Annotated in this window: 12 protein-coding genes and 1 pseudogene; 2 read left to right on the forward strand and 11 right to left on the reverse strand. The window is 55.7% G+C overall.

The window, feature by feature from the left end:
• Positions 1-23: 23 nt before the first annotated feature.
• The 3 genes from G491_RS0121185 to G491_RS31835 form a co-directional block, all read right to left on the reverse strand.
• Positions 24-1463: a 3-oxoacyl-ACP reductase gene (locus tag G491_RS0121185; RefSeq protein WP_035219698.1), complete on the reverse strand. Its 1440-nt coding sequence runs from the start codon at positions 1461-1463 to the stop codon at positions 24-26.
• Positions 1464-1522: 59 nt separating this feature from the next.
• A complete protein-coding gene (locus tag G491_RS0121190) occupies positions 1523-2392 on the reverse strand; it encodes a MaoC family dehydratase (RefSeq protein ID WP_028315996.1) in 870 nt (289 codons plus the stop codon).
• Positions 2393-2651: 259 nt separating this feature from the next.
• Positions 2652-4256: a sigma-54 interaction domain-containing protein gene (locus G491_RS31835; RefSeq protein ID WP_169829490.1), complete on the reverse strand. Its 1605-nt coding sequence runs from the start codon at positions 4254-4256 to the stop codon at positions 2652-2654.
• Positions 4257-4677: 421 nt separating this feature from the next.
• Here G491_RS31835 and G491_RS31840 point away from each other — a divergent pair, with 421 nt between their 5' ends.
• Positions 4678-6240 (forward strand): class I adenylate-forming enzyme family protein, encoded by a 1563-nt coding sequence (locus G491_RS31840; protein WP_051327429.1) that lies wholly within the window; start codon positions 4678-4680, stop codon positions 6238-6240.
• Between the two features lie 128 nt (positions 6241-6368).
• Here the strand turns inward: G491_RS31840 and G491_RS0121210 are convergent, their stop codons facing one another.
• From G491_RS0121210 to G491_RS0121230, 5 genes are all read right to left on the reverse strand, one after another.
• Complete coding sequence (locus G491_RS0121210) at positions 6369-7586, reverse strand: ABC transporter permease (RefSeq protein WP_028315997.1); 1218 nt, start codon at positions 7584-7586, stop codon at positions 6369-6371.
• Positions 7583-8326, reverse strand: coding sequence for an ABC transporter ATP-binding protein (locus G491_RS0121215; protein ID WP_028315998.1), 744 nt, complete (start codon positions 8324-8326; stop codon positions 7583-7585). Before G491_RS0121215 ends, G491_RS0121210 begins: the two co-directional genes overlap by 4 nt.
• A 54-nt stretch (positions 8327-8380) precedes the next feature.
• A complete protein-coding gene (locus G491_RS0121220; protein WP_028315999.1) occupies positions 8381-9589 on the reverse strand; it encodes an efflux RND transporter periplasmic adaptor subunit in 1209 nt (402 codons plus the stop codon).
• A 2-nt stretch (positions 9590-9591) separates the two neighbouring features.
• Positions 9592-10938: a TolC family protein gene (locus tag G491_RS0121225; protein ID WP_028316000.1), complete on the reverse strand. Its 1347-nt coding sequence runs from the start codon at positions 10936-10938 to the stop codon at positions 9592-9594.
• Between the two features lie 392 nt (positions 10939-11330).
• Entirely contained in the window at positions 11331-12062 is a 732-nt protein-coding gene (locus G491_RS0121230) for an alpha/beta hydrolase family protein (RefSeq protein WP_035219699.1), read from the reverse strand.
• 105 nt (positions 12063-12167) lie between these two features.
• Here G491_RS0121230 and rlmD point away from each other — a divergent pair, with 105 nt between their 5' ends.
• Complete coding sequence (gene rlmD, locus G491_RS0121235; protein WP_028316002.1) at positions 12168-13559, forward strand: 23S rRNA (uracil(1939)-C(5))-methyltransferase RlmD; 1392 nt, start codon at positions 12168-12170, stop codon at positions 13557-13559.
• Positions 13560-13618: 59 nt separating this feature from the next.
• Here rlmD and G491_RS0121240 read toward each other — a convergent pair whose 3' ends face one another.
• The 3 genes and pseudogenes from G491_RS0121240 to G491_RS0121255 form a co-directional block, all read right to left on the reverse strand.
• Positions 13619-13930, reverse strand: a complete 312-nt coding sequence (locus tag G491_RS0121240; protein WP_028316003.1) for a hypothetical protein — start codon at positions 13928-13930, stop codon at positions 13619-13621.
• Positions 13931-14135: 205 nt separating this feature from the next.
• A complete protein-coding gene (locus G491_RS0121245; protein ID WP_028316004.1) occupies positions 14136-16607 on the reverse strand; it encodes a pyruvate formate lyase family protein in 2472 nt (823 codons plus the stop codon).
• A 438-nt stretch (positions 16608-17045) separates the two neighbouring features.
• Positions 17046-17364: pseudogene (locus tag G491_RS0121255) on the reverse strand (IS4 family transposase); the annotation flags it as partial.

Consider the following 17364-nt stretch of genomic DNA (forward strand, 5'->3'; position numbering starts at 1 on the left):
GTATTAAAACGTTGAAAATTCGATCAGGCTCCGATGAAATTTTGGCCGCAGATCCGCAGCACGCCGCCGGTGACTCCGCTGGCCTGGGGGCTTGCCAAAAAGGTCACGACCTGGGCCACGTCCTGAGGCAATCCTCCCTGAGAAAGGCTGGCGAGCCGGCGTCCGGCCTCGCGGGTTGCAAAGGGAATGGCTGCGGTCATCTGGGTTTCGATGAATCCGGGCGCCACGGCGTTCACGGTGATTCCCCGGTCCGCAACCGTGGGCGCCAGGGCTTCCACAAACCCGATCACCCCGGCTTTGGAGGCGGCGTAATTGGTCTGGCCCACGTTGCCGGCAATGCCTGCAATGGACGAAAGGCAAACGATGCGGCCGTTGTCCGGCATGATCTTCAAAAGCTCCTTGGTGCTCGCAATCAGCGCCAGGAGATTGATGTTCATGACCATGTTCCAGCGATCCGCATCCATGTTCGCCAGCATCTTGTCCCTGGTCACGCCGGCGTTATGGACGATCACGTCCAGGCCCTTTTTACCGTAATTCTCCGCAATGTGGTCCTTAATGGCCTTGGGCGCGTCCGAGGCCGTGATGTCGCAATTCAGAGCGGATCCATTGATTTTCCTGGCCAGTTTGGAGGTCAGGTCCTCCTCGCCGGGGCGATCCATGACAATCACCCTGGCGCCTTCTCCGGCCATGGTCCGGGCGATCTGCTCCCCAATGCCCCTTGCCGCGCCGGTCACCAGGGCGATTTTGACGTCCAGGGGCCGGATGTTGGTGAAAGACTCAGGCGCCTTGACCTTGGCGGAAACGCGCACCATTTGGCCGGAGACGTAAGCGGAGCGGTCGGACAGAAAGAAGCGCAGCACAGGCTCCAGCCTGTCCTCTGCTCCCTTTTCCACGTAAATGGCCTGGGATGTTGCGCCTTTCTTGCCGATTTCCTTGCCCGCGCTCTTTACAAAGCCCAGCAAGGCCCGGGACGCCGCAGCCTGGGATATGTCCTCCAACTCATCCGCGGGGCGGCCCAGAACGATGAGCCTGCCGCAAGGGCTTAGGGAGCGGATTTTCGTATTAAAGAACTCGTACATCATTTCCAGTTCAGCCGGATCGGAAACGCCGGTCGCATCAAAGATCAATACCCGAAAATTCAAGCCCTCGGGCTTGGCGTCCATGTCCAGGGCCTTGGCCAGTCTGCCCCGCGCGGTCCCTTGCTTTTGGTAATGACTGAATTTTTTGGAGTCAGCGGCCGCATGGACCATCGCGCCCATGCCGCCCAAAGCCTGGGCGATCTGAGGGGCAAGCTCCGAGCCCGGCAAATGCCCCACGGCCGCGTTGACGTCCAGCAGCGGCATTTCCTCCCACGGCCCCTTGGGGCGGCTAAGCTCCTGGGGCAGCGGTAGGGGAAGCCCCAGGTTTTTGACCACTTTTCTGGCCGCGTCTTTTTTTCCCAGTTCCAACAAAATGTCTCCCATTTTTCCTTCTCCTTTTGCAGCCGATGAATCCGGCGCATCTTCCGTGATTCAATAACATTTTAGACGGTGTATGCGCCTGAAAGGTAAGGCGCGCTCCCCGTTGCAGCGCCTAAAAACACGGCGCCCTTGTCCACGAAAACGCCCGGCGCCGCAGGTAAAACCAAAGGCCTGACGAACCGGCATTCAAAGCTCTTTAAGGCGTAAGGGTTTTGGGCCAGGACGTTGCGGTTTAAAGCCTCGATGGTGCGGGCCATGCTTGAAAATCCGTGGAGGATCGTGTTGGGAAATCCCGCCATTCGGGCGTAGGATGGAATCCAATGGATGGGGTTGAAGTCTCCGGTCAACAGGGCGAAATCAATGCCCGAATCCAAAGCCAGGTTAAGGGTTGCGATTTCCTGCGCTGATTGGGGAATCAGGGCCTTTTGCTTGCCGCCCTTTTTGTCCGACTTTTTGGGGATGATAGCGTTGACCCTGCATTCCAGGCACTCGGGATTATCCTCCACGCCCGTGACCATCTTTTGCAGCAGCACAACCCGCGATTCGGTTTCGTCCACCTGGGCCAGTTCCGCCCGAACCTTCAAAGGCCGGTCCCCTGGAATAGGCGCGTGCGCCACAAAGGAAGCCCCGCCGTTCAGCACCTTGGTCAGGTTGTAGGGCAGGCCGGTCAGGGTTTTAGCCATGAGGGGAAATCCCCATTGAGGAAACAGGCTGGGGGGCACCGTCCCCTTGTACCACGAAGGCTCGCCGCCAACGTGCCGGAGATAATCCTCTATCAGACCTTGGGGCCGCGGCGGCAGCACCGCCTCCACCACGGTTGTTTGTCCGCTGTTGTTCAGGCTGACCTTTTTCAAAACGGGTCCCGCCGCGGTTTTCAGCAGGGCCATGATCACCGGGAATTGGTGTCTTGCATACAGGGGGGATACTCGCATGGGGCGCGCGCTCCTTTTGGGGGTTATAAAAATCTACGGTTGCTTAAACTGACATGTCAGTCTAATTACTCAACTAGGCATTGTCAAGAGGGAAGTTTATGGGTAATTGCTGATTTTGGGAATTTTTAAGATAAGAATAGATATATTTTTATGATATAAATAAAGATACTTGCGCCTAAAATAAACGGATCGATCCTTTTGTTGAAGCAAAGTCAGCCTTTTTTTCTTGGGGGCAAGAAAGTAAAAAAGATGTTAGAGATCAGGGCGGCTGAAGCCTGCCTTTCTTGATTTTGCGATAAATAGTGGACGGGTTTATTTGGAGCAGTTCAGCAGCCTTTTCAATGCTTCCGCCCTCCTGGTAGGCCCGTTTAAAGAGTATTTGCTCCAATTTTTCCCTGGCCTCCTGCAAAGGCATCAGGCGATTGACGGAGACGTCTTCCTTTAGATCCGAAGGCTTGACGACGTCAAGCTGGTTCAGCAGTTCTAATTCTTCTTCTCCCACTTCGTCCGCACCGGCAACCACGATGAGTCTCTCTATGACGTTTTTCAATTCGCGAACGTTCCCCGGCCAAGCGTAATTGTACAATCGCGGGAGCAAGGAGTGGGCGAGCTTGATATTGGTTTTGTATTTTTGGTTCAGTGTTTTCAGAAAGAATCGAATCAATGGCAATATGTCGTCGCGCCTGTCCCGCAGGGGGGGGATTTGAATAGGGATCACGCTCAGCCGGTAAAACAGATCCCGGCGGAATCCCGACCCTTCCGTCAATTCCTCCCAGGAGAGGTTTGTGGAGGCGATGATCCGGGCGTCTGTTCGGATGCTTTTCCGGCCGCCCACGCGCATGAACTCATGCTCTTGAATCACCCTGAGGAGCTTGCTTTGCATGGTCAGAGAAAGCTCCGTAATTTCGTCAAGAAACAAGGTTCCTCCCTCGGCCTCGTCGAACAATCCCTTTTGGCCGCCCTTCCTGGCGCCGGTGAAAGCGCCGTCAGCATAGCCGAAAAACTCGGACTCAAGGAGTTCGGAGGGAACGGCCGAACAATTGACGCCCACAAAAGGCCCCGGGCTCCGGATTCCCGATTGGTGAATCAGCCTGGCCGCCATTTCCTTTCCCACGCCCGACTCCCCCCACAGAAAAACGGGGGTGTCGAATTTGCCGGCCTTGATGGCCACCTGGACCACTTTTCTCATGGGCTCGCTGGAGTAGACGATCCGTTCCCCTCCAAGCAGCACCTCCAGGGTGTTCAGTCGCTGGTAATACTGATCCTTCAGGGTTTCCGAACTGGACAGATCCTTTTCCAGGTTGATAAGACGCGTGACGTCCCGGCCCGTGCTGATGACTTTCCGAACTTCGCCATGGCCGTCCATGATCGGAACGCTTTTGTAGTGGATTGTCACCCCCGCGCCGTAACTTACGTTCATGCTTATGGGCTTTTTGGCCCGCAGGACTTTTAGCGACACGGAATCCGTCAGAACCTTCTGATCAATGCACTCCTGCACATTGCGGCCAACCCATTCCCGGACGCCCACGCCAAGGAGCCTGGATAACGAGTCATTTATATGCTCCAGCATCCCGTTTTGGTCAGTAATTACAATTGCCGCGTCGATACTGTTCAGAAATGTGTCGAAATCCACCAATTTCAGGATATCTTCCGCCTCAGGAAGGAATAGAAATCCCTCCTGGCCGTCATTCAGCAGAAAAGGAAAGACGCTGGCTCGCCAGCATTTTTCTCCCACCTGAATCTTTCCAGCCGCCCCGGCGGATTGGCCTAGAGAGCCTGGATCAAAAGAATAATCGATTTTGTCAATTTTATGGGCGAAGGCATGGCCTGCGGAAGCCAGCATGGACGCCGCGGAATCGTTCATAAAGTGAACATTTCCGCCATGATCCATAAGAATCAAAGGGTTCGCAACAAGTCTGAGGAAGGATTCCTGAGCATGGATCATGGAGGCAGCCTTTCTTTAAAGTAAAGGGAAGCGGGGGATTCTTGCATTATGCAAAAATATCTTGCGTCATGCAAGGATTCTTTTGCATCAAAACCTTAATCATATAGTAAAATTTATTAAAATCAGTTAGTTAAAATTTTGGTCCGATTGTTGCTCTATAATTTTAACGGAGGGGATGGGAGCTTTCCGGAAATCAGCTGGCGCCATGCCGCACCAGCAAGGAAAAAGGCCGCCGCATAAAGCAGCCTGCAAAAAGCCTTTCGTTCAACCGGGGACGCACTGTTTCTTCACAATCGAATTGATTCTGTTCAACAACTGACTTCTGAAAGGAGACGTCTCAATGTTAAGGACTCCCGGATTACACCTTGGCGCTTTCCCGTGGTTTCATAGCCAGGCCAGACCGAAAAAAACAGCGTTCATTTTTGGAGACGACAAAACGACCTGGGGGGAATTCGACGCCAGGGCGTCCAAAGTGCATGACTCCCTGGTTAAAGCCGGGCTGAAAAAAGGGGATAAGGTGGGTTTGCTGGCCCTTAACAGCATTTCCACCCTGGAAATCATGTACGGGGTTATTCGGGCGGGCGGGGTTATCGTTCCCTTGTCCGCGCTGCAAACCCCGAACCTGATCGCGGCCTTACTAAAAGACGCGGACGCCAGGTTCCTTTTTATCGTTTCTCCGCTAAACTCGCTCATTCCGGCTTTGGAAGGCCAATTGGAGGGCATTCCGGTTGAAAACCGCATCGGTGCGGGATTCGGGTCGGAGGGTTGGCTGGAGTATGAGGATTTTATTGCCAGCGGCTCGGAGGATCTCATTCCCGCGGATGTTTGCGACGAAGACGAGTGCGTCATTATTTACTCCTCGGGCACCACCGGAGTTCCCAAAGGCATTGTTCACACACATCAAGCCCGTAACCTGACCGGCTTCGCCGCCGCCATCGAGTTCCGGGTTACAGACGCATCCACCATGCTGATCGCCACGCCGCTTTTCACTAACGCCACCTGGTTAATGCTGTTGGGAGCCGTCTCCGCCGGGGCGGAAGTACTGCTGATGGATCTGTTTTCACCCCAGGGCTTTTTGAATCTGGTGCAAAAGCACAAAATCACCCATACGTTTTTAGTTCCCACCATGTTTCATGCGGTGCTCACCGCGCCTGAGTTCGCCGCTTATGATTTAAGCAGCCTGCAGGCCATGGTCTCCATGGGGTCCGTGCTGCCTCTGGCCTGGAAAAAGGATATTCTGGAAAAGATGGGGCCGGGCCTGTTTGAATTGTACGGTCTGACCGAAGGCATTGGGACGACCCTCAAACCCGAGCAGGTCATGGAAAAAACCGGCTCTGTAGGCAGCGCCATCAGCGGCAGCAACCTGAAAATAATTGATGATGACGGCAATGAATTGCCCTGGGGAGAGATCGGGGAGATCGTGGGGTGGGGCGGCGCACTGATGAAGCATTACCACAACCGGCCTGAGGCCACCGAGGAGGTCGTTTGGCGCGACAAAGCGGGCCGGACCTACATTCGCACCGGAGACGTGGGCCGGTTTGATGAAGACGGCTTTCTATACATCATGGACAGGAAAAAGGACATGATCGTAACCGGCGGCATCAATGTGTTCGCCAATGACATCGAAGAAGTGGCCCTGGCCCATCCGGACGTTGCTGAAGTCGCGGTGATTGCAGCGCCTCACGAAAAATGGATCGAGACGCCCGTGGCCATTGTGGTGCTGCGTGAGGGCTCCGATGCTGACGGGGAAGGCATCAAGGCCTGGATCAACGAGCGGGTTTCGGCTAAACATCAGCGTGTGAGCGCCGTGGAAATCCGGAGTCAGCCCTTACCGCGGAACGCCCTGGGTAAACTGCTCAAGAAAGTCCTTCGCGAGCCCCTTTGGCAGGGGGAGGGGAAGTAGCAGCGAGGTTTTTTGTTGGATTTGATGCGTTCCGGGACGATAGGCGTCCCGGAACGTCGACGGGGGGCGGCCGGTGCGACGGCCGTGCGGGGTGAATCAATACCTAAAAGTTTTCTATCGGGGAAAAATCACTCATACCGCAACGCCTCAATGGGGTGCAGCCCGGCGGCTTTGCGTGCGGGGTAGAAGCCGAAGAACACGCCCACGCCAGCGGTGAAGGCCACGGCCGTCAAGATCACTGCCAAATTGGTCACTACGGAGCATCCCAGGATTGCGCCCAGCCCAAAGGCCAGGCCCAGCCCCAGGACGATGCCGAACACCCCTCCGATCAGGCTCAGGATGATGGCTTCCACCAGAAACTGGGCCATGATGTCGCTGCCCCGGGCGCCCACGGCCATGCGAATGCCGATCTCCCGGGTGCGCTCCGTGACGGAAACCAGCATGATGTTCATGATGCCGATGCCGCCCACCAGCAGGGACACTCCGGCGATGGCGCTCAACAGCGCGGTCAAGGCGCCGGTCATCTGGGAGGCCATGTTGATGATCTCCGTCTGGCTGCGGATGTTAAAATCGTCCTCCTCGCTGGCGCTCAATTTATGCTGAGCCCGGAGAATTTGGGTGATTTCCTTTTCCGCAGCGTCCATTTTTTCTTCGGAAACGGCGCTGGCCATGATCACCCGAAGGGTCTTGCCGTCTGACAGCCGGTATAAAGCAGTTGTGGACGGCGTAAAAATGACGTCGTCCTGGTCGTTGCCCATGGAGCTTTGGCCTTTTTCCGCCAATACGCCGATCACTTTAAACGGCACGTTCCGCACCCGGATTCTCGCCCCCAGGGGATCCCTGTCCCCGAAAAGCTCCTGCGCCACGGTCTGGCCCAGGACCGCCGCCTTGGCGCGGGTTTTCACGTCCCGCTCCGTAAAGAACGTCCCGCTGGCGATTTCGTAATTCCGAATAGTAAGATAATCCGGCGACACCCCCTCCACGGAGGTGCTCCAGTTGGCGTTGCCCGCTATCACCTGCTCGGACACGCGGATATTGGGGGAAACCGCCATCAGGGTGGTGGATTTTTCCCGCAGGGCCTTGACGTCGTCCATGGTGATGGTGGCCAGAGACCCCGATCCCAAGCGCACGCCGCCGCTCCGGCCAGCGCCGGAGTGGATCATGAGCAGGTTGGTTCCCATGGAGGAAATTTGCGCCTTGATGTCCTTTTGGGAGCCTTCGCCCAATGCCATGAGAGTGATGACCGATCCGACGCCGATGATGACGCCCAGCATGGTCAACAGGCTGCGCATCCGGTTTTTTAGAATGCTTTGGAGCGCGACTTTGATGAACTTAAACCATTTCATGAAGCCGCCTCCCGGCTGTCCGGGGGCGCCGCAGCCTGGATTGGGGGCTTGCTCCCTACGTTCCAATCATCGCTGATAACCCGGCCGTCCCGCATAACGATCACCCTCCGGGCGTGCTCGCCCACGTCCGCTTCGTGGGTGACCAGCACAATGGTGATTCCCTGCTGGTTGAGGTCCTTGAACAAGGTCAGGACGTCCAGGGTGGTCTTGGAGTCCAGGTTGCCCGTGGGCTCGTCCGCCAGGATGATGGCCGGGTCGTTCACCAGGGCCCGGGCGATTGCCACGCGCTGCTGCTGGCCGCCGGAAAGCTGGCTGGGCTCGTGGCTCATGCGATTGGCCAGGCCCACCCTGTCCAGGGCTTCGGCCGCCAGTTTTTTGGGATTCAATCCTTTTTTATTGCGATTGTAAAACAGGGGTAGCTGCACGTTTTCCAAAGCGCTGGTCCGGGGTAGGAGGTTAAAGCCCTGGAAAACAAAACCGATGCGCTGATTGCGGATGTCCGCCAGATGTTTTTTGTCCATGCCGCTCACATTTCGGCCTTCCAGAAGATACTCCCCGGAAGTCAGGGTGTCCAGGCAGCCGAAAATGTTCATGAGCGTGGACTTGCCGGAGCCTGAAGCGCCCATGACCGCGACAAAGTCCCCGGGCATGATGGACAGGGAGACCCCGTCCAGGGCGTGCACCTTCTCCCCGCCCAGGGTGAATATCTTTTGGGCGTCTTTAAGCAATATGGTTTCCATTTTTAAATCCTTGCAATGGGTAATTCCAACATTTCCTTACCGGTTCGCGGCCCTTTAGGGGCCGGGAGGCGGTCCGCCGCCGCCCGAGCGGCGGGACGGCCTGGGCATGAGCCTGGACAAGATGCTTTGCTTGGAGGCGCTTTGCTCCTTTTTTATCCCGGTGACGACCCTGTCGCCTTCCTGAATGGCGCCGGCCAAGACAACGGTGTTGGCCCCGTCGGTGATTCCCGTTTCCAGCGAAACCCGCCTGGGCATACTCCCGTTATTGGAGATCATCACGGCCGGACCGTCGCTGGCGCCGGCATCCGGTCCCGCCATTTCCGATTTTGCAAAGGACAAGGCTGAGTTGGGAACCAAAAGCTGGTCTTTGATTTGCTGGACGATAAATTCGATGGTGGCCGTCATGCCGGGCAGCAGCGTGCCGGTTTCGTTGGGCGCCTCAATCACCACGGTATAGGTGACCACGTTGGAAACCACTTCCGGGTTCAGGCGGATTTGCAGGACCACGCCCGTGAATTCGTCGTCCGGATAGGCCTGGACCGTAAAGCGCACGGGCATGCCTTCGCGAATCTGGCCTATGTCGCTTTCATCCACGGCCGCTTCGATCTGCATGTCGGAAAGGTCCTCAGCAATCAAAAACAGGGTCGGCGTGCTGTAACTGGCCGCCACGGTCTGCCCTTCCTCGATGGCCCTCTCTATGACCGTGCCGTCAATGGGGGATTTGATGACCGCATTGCGTAGATTGGTTTTGGCGGTGTCCAGGGCGGCCTGGGAGGAGAGCACGGAGGCCGCAGCCGTTTCTTTTTCCGTCTCGTAAGTCAAGAACTCCTGGGCCGACAGATGGCCTTTCTCAAACAAGGGCTTGTTGCGGTCGTACTCCGCCTTGGCCTGCCTGAGCTTGGCCTTGGCCTGGGCCAGGGCCGCATCCGCCTGCTTGATGGACGCTTCAAACAGGGACGTGTCCATTTCGGCCAGGATTTGCCCCTTTGTCACTTTGTCGTTATAGTCCGCCAAAACCCGGTCTATGGTTCCTGAAACCTGGGTGCCCACTTCCACTGTGCCCACGGCCGCCAGGGTTCCTGTGCTGGAAACCAGGGTTTCCACGGCGCCTTTATTCACCATAGCGGTTTGGAAGGGAGACCTTTCCTGCGAAGGAGGTTTAGGCGCGCTCAGGAAATTGCGCGCTGCAAACACAATGAAAGCCGCTCCGCAAACCATCAGCAGAACCCTCAATATTTTCCATATCCATTTTAAAAACGTCATTACTAATCCTCCGCGGACATATCTTTGGCGTCCAGGGTCCCGGAGTAGAACGCCAGGGCCATGGCTTGAATCCGCAAGTTGACTTCCGCTTCAATCTGGTCGTATTGGGCCTCCACAAAGGTCGTGCGGGCCTGGGTGAGTTCCGTCAGGGTGGATGCGCCGACCGTATAGCGTTGTGAGCTGGAATCCAGGGCCTGGGTTGCGTATTCCAATTGATCGCGGGTGACCTGAACCTTTTTTTCGGCCGTCTGATAGTCGGCGACAGCTTGGCCGACTTCCACTTCCACCTGCCTTTTGATCTTTTCCAGCGCCAACTCCGCATTGTTCAGACTGATGCGGGCTTTGGCCACGTTGTTTCTGGTGATGTTTCGGTCAAAGATGGGAATGCTCAAGGACAAGCCCACGCGGGCGTCCATGCTTTGATCCCAGAACTGATCCTCAAAGCCTAAGTCGCTGCCGCTGGAATAATTCGTGCCCACTTCGCCGGTCAGATCCAGGCTGGGCAGAAATCCTGCCCTGTTTTCCCTGATCGAGGCCTGGGCCGCGGAAATGGTTTCGTTTTGGGTCTGGATGTCGGGCCGCTGGGCCAGAGCCTGGTTCAGGGCCTCCTCCGTAGTGACGCCGGTCGGCAGCAGATCCCGGCTCAGGCTGGGGGGGGCGATTTCAAAGTTCGCGCTTGCCGGCATGCCAATGGCCTCCATCAACTGGATTTTGTTGACCGAGTAATCCCTTTGGGCGGTGAGCAAGTCCAACTGGGCGGAGGAGGTTTGGGCCTTTTGCTGGTACAGGTCGGTCACGGGTTTGCTGCCGGCGTCGTAAAAGGCCTGGATTTCATCCAACTGCCGGGCGTTATCCTCCAGGTTGTTTTCCGCAACCTTGATTTTTTCCCGGGCCGTATACGCCTGGAAGAAGGCTTCCATGGTATTGTAAATCACGCTTTGCATGGTTCTGTTCCGGGTGTTTTCCTCGGCGGACAGGGAATACCTGGATTTCTCCAGGGACGCCTGATCCCCGTACCCGTTGAACAAATTCAGATTCGTGGATATGGCGGCGTTCAAGGATTGAAACGTGTCGTCCTCCGTGGAGTCCGTCCGGTCCGCACTGGCGGACCAGGAAGAACTGGCCGACAAGCTGGGCAGGAAGTCGTCCTTGTCCTGTTTGACCGTGATCTCCGCACTTTTTACGCTGTTTTGCGCCATGCGCAGATCCTGGTTATGCTCCAAGGCAAGAGCCACCGCTTTTTTCAGGGTCAAAGGCTCGGCATCCTGGGCGAAGGCCGGGGCCAGGCATAGAACCAGCGCCGCCGTCACAGCCAAAATGCGCCCAATTTTTCCGTTTAGATGTATCATTTAAAAACTCCTGAAACCAGGTTCGCTTCCGGGCGCCCATGTTTGGTCGGCTTTCCCGTTTTGGGGTTGATAACGCCTAACCATGGAAAATTTCACTTTCTCCATTAACCCGCGTCAATTTAGTAGACGATGAATCGGCCCGGAAAGTCGACAAAAATCCTATAGTACAGTCGCAGGTGCGGACAAAAAGGTCACATTTTGATGGGCGGGATTCTAAAAGGAAGATTGGCCCCAGTTTCGAGGAGTGCGTCATGATGATTGCATAAAAGCCGCAATCATCCCGCCGCACCCTCCACGGGGATGACGAAGAGAGGCGGCGTAAACAGGAAGTGGATTCTTGTGGATTTTTTGGTTTGCGGCATGCGTCGCCCAATGCCTATGAGCAACTGAATTTAAAAAAGATGCTCCCTATACCAATCCACCGATTCTTCAATGAAAATGCCCTGGTCGCGGGAGCTGGACATGCGGTGATCTCCGTTTTTGAACAGGCGCAGCTTCTTGGGCTCCTGGCACATGGCGTGCAAGGCAAGGGCGTGGGCCACGGGCACGGTTTCGTCCTGATTGCCGTGAAAAATCAAAATCTTGGATATGGGAAGCTCTTCGTCCTTCGCCAGCACGGGGTTTTCCTCGTAAAAGGCCTTGCTCAACAATTGGTCCTGGTTGGCCTTCTTTAACACATCGATGACTGACGAAAAATCCATGGGCGCGGCATTGACCACCATGCAGTCCACGGAATTTTGCAAGGCCGTCTTTAAGCAGACCGCGCCGCCCATGCTGGATCCGAACAGGCCCATTCTTTTTTTCAGGCCGATTTTGTTTTTGACGAAATCCATGGCCGCCATGAGGTCCCGGCATCGATTGGCCAGGGTGGTTTCCTGTTTGAAGTTTCCCTGGCTGCCTCCGCATCCCCGGTGGTCTATCCTAAGAAAGGCTGCGCCGTTCTTGCATAAAGCCCGCGCCAGAGCCGTCTGCTTGGGCGACTGGCGATCAGCGAAAAGACCGTGACAACCTATGATGACAGGCGGATTGGCGGCGCCGGGATCGTGAAAAGTTCCCTGGAGCAAAAGTCCGTCCACGTGAAAGTGAACAATTTTCTCGTTTTCTCGCAAGTCTTCTTGTGCCATAATACTCCTTTTGTCCGGGGAGGCCGTTTATCCGGGCGGCTTACGCCCATCCTCCCCTAAGTTTTCAATAAATCAGGAAATATGCCACATGCCGCGGAGGCGAATATGTCAGTTAAAAAGGGTCAGATACTGGACCTTAGCATAGAAAAGACAATTTTTGGAGGCCAAGGATTATGCCGCGTGGACGGCTTGGCCGTCTTTGTGGAGAAAACGGCCCCCGGCGATAAGGTAAAAGCCCGGATTATCCGCAAGAAAAAGAGCTTCGCCCTGGCCCGGGTGGAGGAAATCCTGGAGCCCTCGCCCGTCCGCGTTCAGGCCCCTTGCCCGTACAGCGGCATGTGCGGCGGCTGCAAGTGGCAGTTCATCGACTACAAAAAGCAGCTTGAATATAAGGGCGAGCAGGTTGCCGAATCCCTGCATCATATCGGCGGGCTGGAAAACGTCCCCGTACATCCGACCATGGGGTCGGAGTTGATATACGGATACCGAAATAAGATGGAATTCTCCTGCTCCGACCACCGGTGGCTGCTTCCTGATGAAATCGCTTTGGAAGAGGAAGTGGACCGCAGCTTCGCCTTGGGGCTGCACGTTCCCGGAACCTTTCACAAGGTCATGGACATTGAAAAATGCCTGCTGCAGACCGATGACGCCAATGACATCCTGCAGGCGGTTCACGCCTATATGAAAGATTCGCCCTTGCCGGCTTACGGCTTGAAAAGCCACGAAGGATTCTGGCGCTTTGCGGTCATCCGCCATTCCGTGGCCCGGGACGAGTACCTGATTAATATCGTCACTTCCTGGGAGGAACTCCCGGCGGTCCAGCCCTTGGCCGATGCGTTGGCCGAAAAATTTCCCAAGATAACGGCAATCGTCAACAACATCACGGATCGCAAGTCCGGCGTGGCCGTGGGCGACAAGGAAATTTGCCTGAAGGGTCTGGATTACGTTATGGACAGCATCGGCCCCTGGGAATACAAGGTTTCGGCCAATTCATTCTTCCAGACAAACACCCGCCAGGCCAAAAATTTGTATCAGACCATGGAGGATTACGCAGACCTGAAAGGCGGCGAAAGAGTCCTGGACCTGTACAGCGGCGCCGGCGCCATCCCCATTTGGCTGTCCCCCAAGGCGGGCGAAGTGCTTGGCATTGAAATCGTGGAAGTGGCCGTCGCCGACGCCAGGGACAATTGCGAACGCAACAAGGTGAACAACTGCACGTTTTTGGTAGGCGACATCCTGGAGACTTTGGACGAAGTGGCGCACAAGCCCGACGTGCTGGTGATCGATCCGCCCAGGTCGGGCATGCACGGAAAGGTGGTCAAAAAGGTGTTGGCCATGGCCCCGCCCAAGATGGTTTACATCTCATGCAACCCCACCACCCTGGCCCGGGACCTGGAATTGCTGTCCGAGACCTATTCCGTGGAGGAAGTCCAGCCTATCGATATGTTCCCCCACACCCACCATATCGAGGCCGTGGCGAGGCTGGTGAAAAAATAAAAAGCCGGACGCCTTTTTCCGGGGCGTCCGGCTTTACATTCATAACATGGAATTCGAAGCTATCCTGGAACCGAAACGGGAGCTGCCTTGCCTATGTACTCCATGGTTTCTTCGTACTTTGAACGAACGTCCGTGGCGCCCTTTTCGATATCCTGCTTCAACCCGGACCAGTCGGAAGGGCATTCATGGTTCAGTGAATTCACCTTGTCTTCCAGTTCCGTCATAATGATGCGAATGTCCTCAATATTGGGCAGCACTTTTTCTCTTTCGGGCGTGCCCAGTTTATCTACCTTGGACATAGCGTCCCACATTTTGGCCTTCCATGCCGTCAGTTCCGCACTCATTCCATTGCAAAAGTCTTTTACGTCCATTTCTACCTCCTTTGGGGGGAAGGTTGAATGCCTTCGGCTGAAAATGGCGAAGCCTCAATGCAAGCGCCCATTTTAGCCGTCATCAACCTGATTCATGGGTAAAACCTGACGTCAACAGACTAAAAAAAATAAGTATTACGATTCCAAAATAATGCGGCCGTCCATCCCTGTCAATTTTTTTGCTCTACATTATCAAAACAAACATTTAGTGAATAATATGGGTGGTGCGGCTGATAACTTCGTCCTGGACTATGGGTTGGAGATCGTTGAAATACGCGCAATAGCCCGCCACTCGCACCACGATTCCCGGATGGGCGCCGGGATCTTCCTTGGCCTCTCGCAATGTTTCGGCGTCCAGGATGTTGGGCTGAATCTGCATGCCACCCATGTTCATGTACGCGGTTATCAGGCCGGATAGAATCTTGGCGCCCTTGGTCCCCTTAAACTGGTTTCCGTCAAATTTTATGTTGAGGGCGCAGCAATTGCCCCATTGGGAGCTGTCCAAAGAGGCTGCGGATTGCAGCACGGCCGTGGGGCCTTTTTTGTCCACGCCGTCCACCGGAGACAACCCGTTGGACAGGCGATAACCCGCCGGCCTGCCGTTGGGCAGAGCGCCCGTGGCCTTGCCGAATCCGTGGTGGCAGGTCATGGAGTAGATTCCGGCAATGTATTGACCGCCCCGGGAATTTTTATGGGCCGTGACCGCTTCCGTGTAGACGTCCGCCGCAATCTGGGTCATGCGGTCGGCGTCCTGATCCCCGTTTCCGTATCGGGGGAATTTTTGCGAAACCTCCTGCCTTAGCTTCTCCTGATCTTTCCAGTTGCTTTTCAGGATATCAACAAAAGCCTTCAGGCTCATGCGTTTTTCGTCAAACACCACCCGTTTCAAGGCGTACAAGGAATCCCCGGCGTCGGCCAGCCCGGCGACCTGCACGGAAGTCAGGTCGTACATGGCGCCGCCCCAGGTCACGTCCTTGCCGCATTCCAGGCATCCTTGGGTTATGACGGAATTGACCGGCGTGGTGCGATGCACGCGATAGGCCTGCTCCATCATGGTGATGACCTTGGCCATTTCATTGACCGAATCCCGCACCTGGGTTTTAAAGGCTTTTAAGACGTGGTCGAAAGTGCGCAGCTCTTCCGCGGGCGGGGTGGGCGCTCCGAACCGAAGCGCGGGAATGCGCCGGGACCCAAACCGGTATCCCTGGTTCAAGGCCAGTTCCAGGCACAAGGGCAGATTGAACAAAGCCGCATCGGACGAGTTGTAGGTGCGGCCCTGGCTGGCCATTTCCACGCAGCCGATCACCGCGTAATCCCGGGCGTGAGGTTTGCTCATGCCTGTGTTTTCCAATGCCTTGATGACCGCCTTATCCCCGAAAAAGGACGGCTTGCCGCATCCCAGGGCGGCCACTGCCGCAGCTTTTTCCAGAAACCATGGCGGCGTTTTTTTATGCACCCGAACGTGCAGGGCCGGCTCCCGGGTTTTTATTTGGGAGAAGGCGTCCAGCACCAGCCCCGAGAGCTCGTTGGTGCAATCGCGGCCTCCGCCGTTGACGCCGCCCACGGTAATGCCCTGGGCCACGCCGTTTCCCGAGAAATACTGGTCAATCCTTTCGGAATAAATGGGGATGGTCTCGCAGGTTTTCAACTGAAAGCTGGCCATGATTTCCACGGCCTTTTCGTAGGTCAATAGGCCTTTTTTCAGGTCTGCTTTATAGAGGGGAAGTAAAATCCGGTCCAGCCGGCCGAAAGACAAGCCTTGTTCGAAATCCTCCAGGTTCATGGCCATATGAACCAGCCAGCAGGCCTGGAGGCCTTCCTTAAAGGTCCGCGCCGGATAATAAGGCGCGTGCAAACAGGCTTCGGCGGCCTCCAGAAGCTCCTTGCGGCGTTCCAGGGCCACGCCTTGCGCTGCAGCCTTTTTTTCCGCCTCCGCCGCCAGGTTGGACGCCATGTTGCGAATGCCCAGGATGATCGTGCGTACGCTTTTGTAAAAAGCCCGCTGGTCGGCGTTCAGCCGGGTTCCGTCCTCAAGGGCGTCGGCTTCCAGCCGGTCCCGTGCGTACAAATCCGCCTTGACCAGACCATGGCTGACAACTTCACTGTAATTGCCCGCCTGATGGCTGATGCCGGCTTCTTCGGTGACAAAATAGCGTTTGGCGCGAAAGAAATCCAAAAAATGGGAAAACCTGCCCGGCTTTAAAAGGGCTTTGCCCCCAATGCTGACCGGAATGCTTTTTAGGCCCAGCCGCAAAAGCTCTGCTTTTTCCATGGGCGCCAGTTTAAAGGGGATTTGCCGGTTTTCCAGGTGGAGCAAATCCTCCAAAATATTGAGGGAGCCGCCTTCCGGATAAAAATTCGCCCCAATGCGCTTGGAGCTCATGTTGCCAATAATCAGCTCGTGATTGTATATGCGGGGCCTGCGGCGGCGCATGATATGGGCCAGCATCAAGGCCCGGGCCTCGGCCGGATGCAGGTTTTTGGCGGCCTTGCCGTTTTTGGACTCCCGGAATTCAAACAACAGGCTGGGCCGCTCCAGGCAGATGGAGTACGGCTCGGCCATTAATTCCGCCTTGATGGCCAAAATACGGTCGCTGGCCTGGGGAAACAGGCATGGATTTTCCAAATAAGGATTGGCTTCCTGAATGGCTGAATTGGGAGACGCGGTTTTTCCCATGATTCCTCCCTCATTTCCCGGCGCGCCGCTCTTCCGACGCGGGTTTGCATTGGCTGTTCTTTGTCTTTTAATGTAGCAAAACCGCTGGAACCTCACAACATTCTTTTTTAAAACCGGGTTTTATGCCGTGCGGTATGGAGAGGGTTGGATATTGTTCATGCCTGCTGCGGTGAAAGTTTTGCATCCGCCAGGGCGCCTAAGGAGAGGCCAGCCGCGGCAGGGCTTTTTCCTGCCGGGGCGCGTGAGCGCAATAAGGGCGTCCTTGGAACTGATTGGAACCCAATATGTCCATGCGTCCCAGAGACGCCTTTGGAATTCGGGCATAAGGAATGGCGTTGGTTCGCCATAGTGCAATGGAATTATGAGGCGCCGGGGTCGCCTTATTGGCCCTACGGCCCCCGGCATTGCATGCCGCGGCTGGCCCGGGAGATTTAGGACCTAAAGTTTCGCAGATGCTATAGACATCTGGTCAATTATTGTTTTTTCAATAATGTCAAGGATGTAATTCATGACTTCAGGCTCAATTCCGTAACAAAGAACCTGCCTTGATCCCAAAAGCAATTCCTTGACCTTTTCCCATAAAGACTGGGCGACAACCAATACATTCTGATCATCGGACAATTCCCTGAAAAGCGGCCCCACTGGGCCGCTCATTTGTCGTTTGCCCAAAATGTACACGAGCAGAAGATAACGGATCATGACCAGAGAATGACAAGCGATCAATGCATCAAAATTATTGCTCTGCTCCTTCGCCATG

It is taken from the genome of Desulfatibacillum aliphaticivorans DSM 15576 (assembly GCF_000429905.1).
Classification (GTDB): Bacteria; Desulfobacterota; Desulfobacteria; order Desulfobacterales; family Desulfatibacillaceae; genus Desulfatibacillum; species Desulfatibacillum aliphaticivorans.

Bases quoted from the DNA above. Each gene is read 5' to 3' on its own strand.
- G491_RS0121185 (WP_035219698.1), bottom strand. From the start codon at position 1,463: ATGGGAGACATTTTGTTGGAACTGGGAAAAAAAGACGCGGCCAGAAAA.
- G491_RS0121190 (WP_028315996.1), bottom strand. From the start codon at position 2,392: ATGCGAGTATCCCCCCTGTATGCAAGACACCAATTCCCGGTGATCATG.
- G491_RS31835 (WP_169829490.1), bottom strand. From the start codon at position 4,256: ATGAACGATTCCGCGGCGTCCATGCTGGCTTCCGCAGGCCATGCCTTC.
- G491_RS31840 (WP_051327429.1), top strand. From the start codon at position 4,678: ATGTTAAGGACTCCCGGATTACACCTTGGCGCTTTCCCGTGGTTTCAT.
- G491_RS0121210 (WP_028315997.1), bottom strand. From the start codon at position 7,586: ATGAAATGGTTTAAGTTCATCAAAGTCGCGCTCCAAAGCATTCTAAAA.
- G491_RS0121215 (WP_028315998.1), bottom strand. From the start codon at position 8,326: ATGGAAACCATATTGCTTAAAGACGCCCAAAAGATATTCACCCTGGGC.
- G491_RS0121220 (WP_028315999.1), bottom strand. From the start codon at position 9,589: ATGACGTTTTTAAAATGGATATGGAAAATATTGAGGGTTCTGCTGATG.
- G491_RS0121225 (WP_028316000.1), bottom strand. From the start codon at position 10,938: ATGATACATCTAAACGGAAAAATTGGGCGCATTTTGGCTGTGACGGCG.
- G491_RS0121230 (WP_035219699.1), bottom strand. From the start codon at position 12,062: ATGGCACAAGAAGACTTGCGAGAAAACGAGAAAATTGTTCACTTTCAC.
- rlmD (WP_028316002.1), top strand. From the start codon at position 12,168: ATGTCAGTTAAAAAGGGTCAGATACTGGACCTTAGCATAGAAAAGACA.
- G491_RS0121240 (WP_028316003.1), bottom strand. From the start codon at position 13,930: ATGGACGTAAAAGACTTTTGCAATGGAATGAGTGCGGAACTGACGGCA.
- G491_RS0121245 (WP_028316004.1), bottom strand. From the start codon at position 16,607: ATGGGAAAAACCGCGTCTCCCAATTCAGCCATTCAGGAAGCCAATCCT.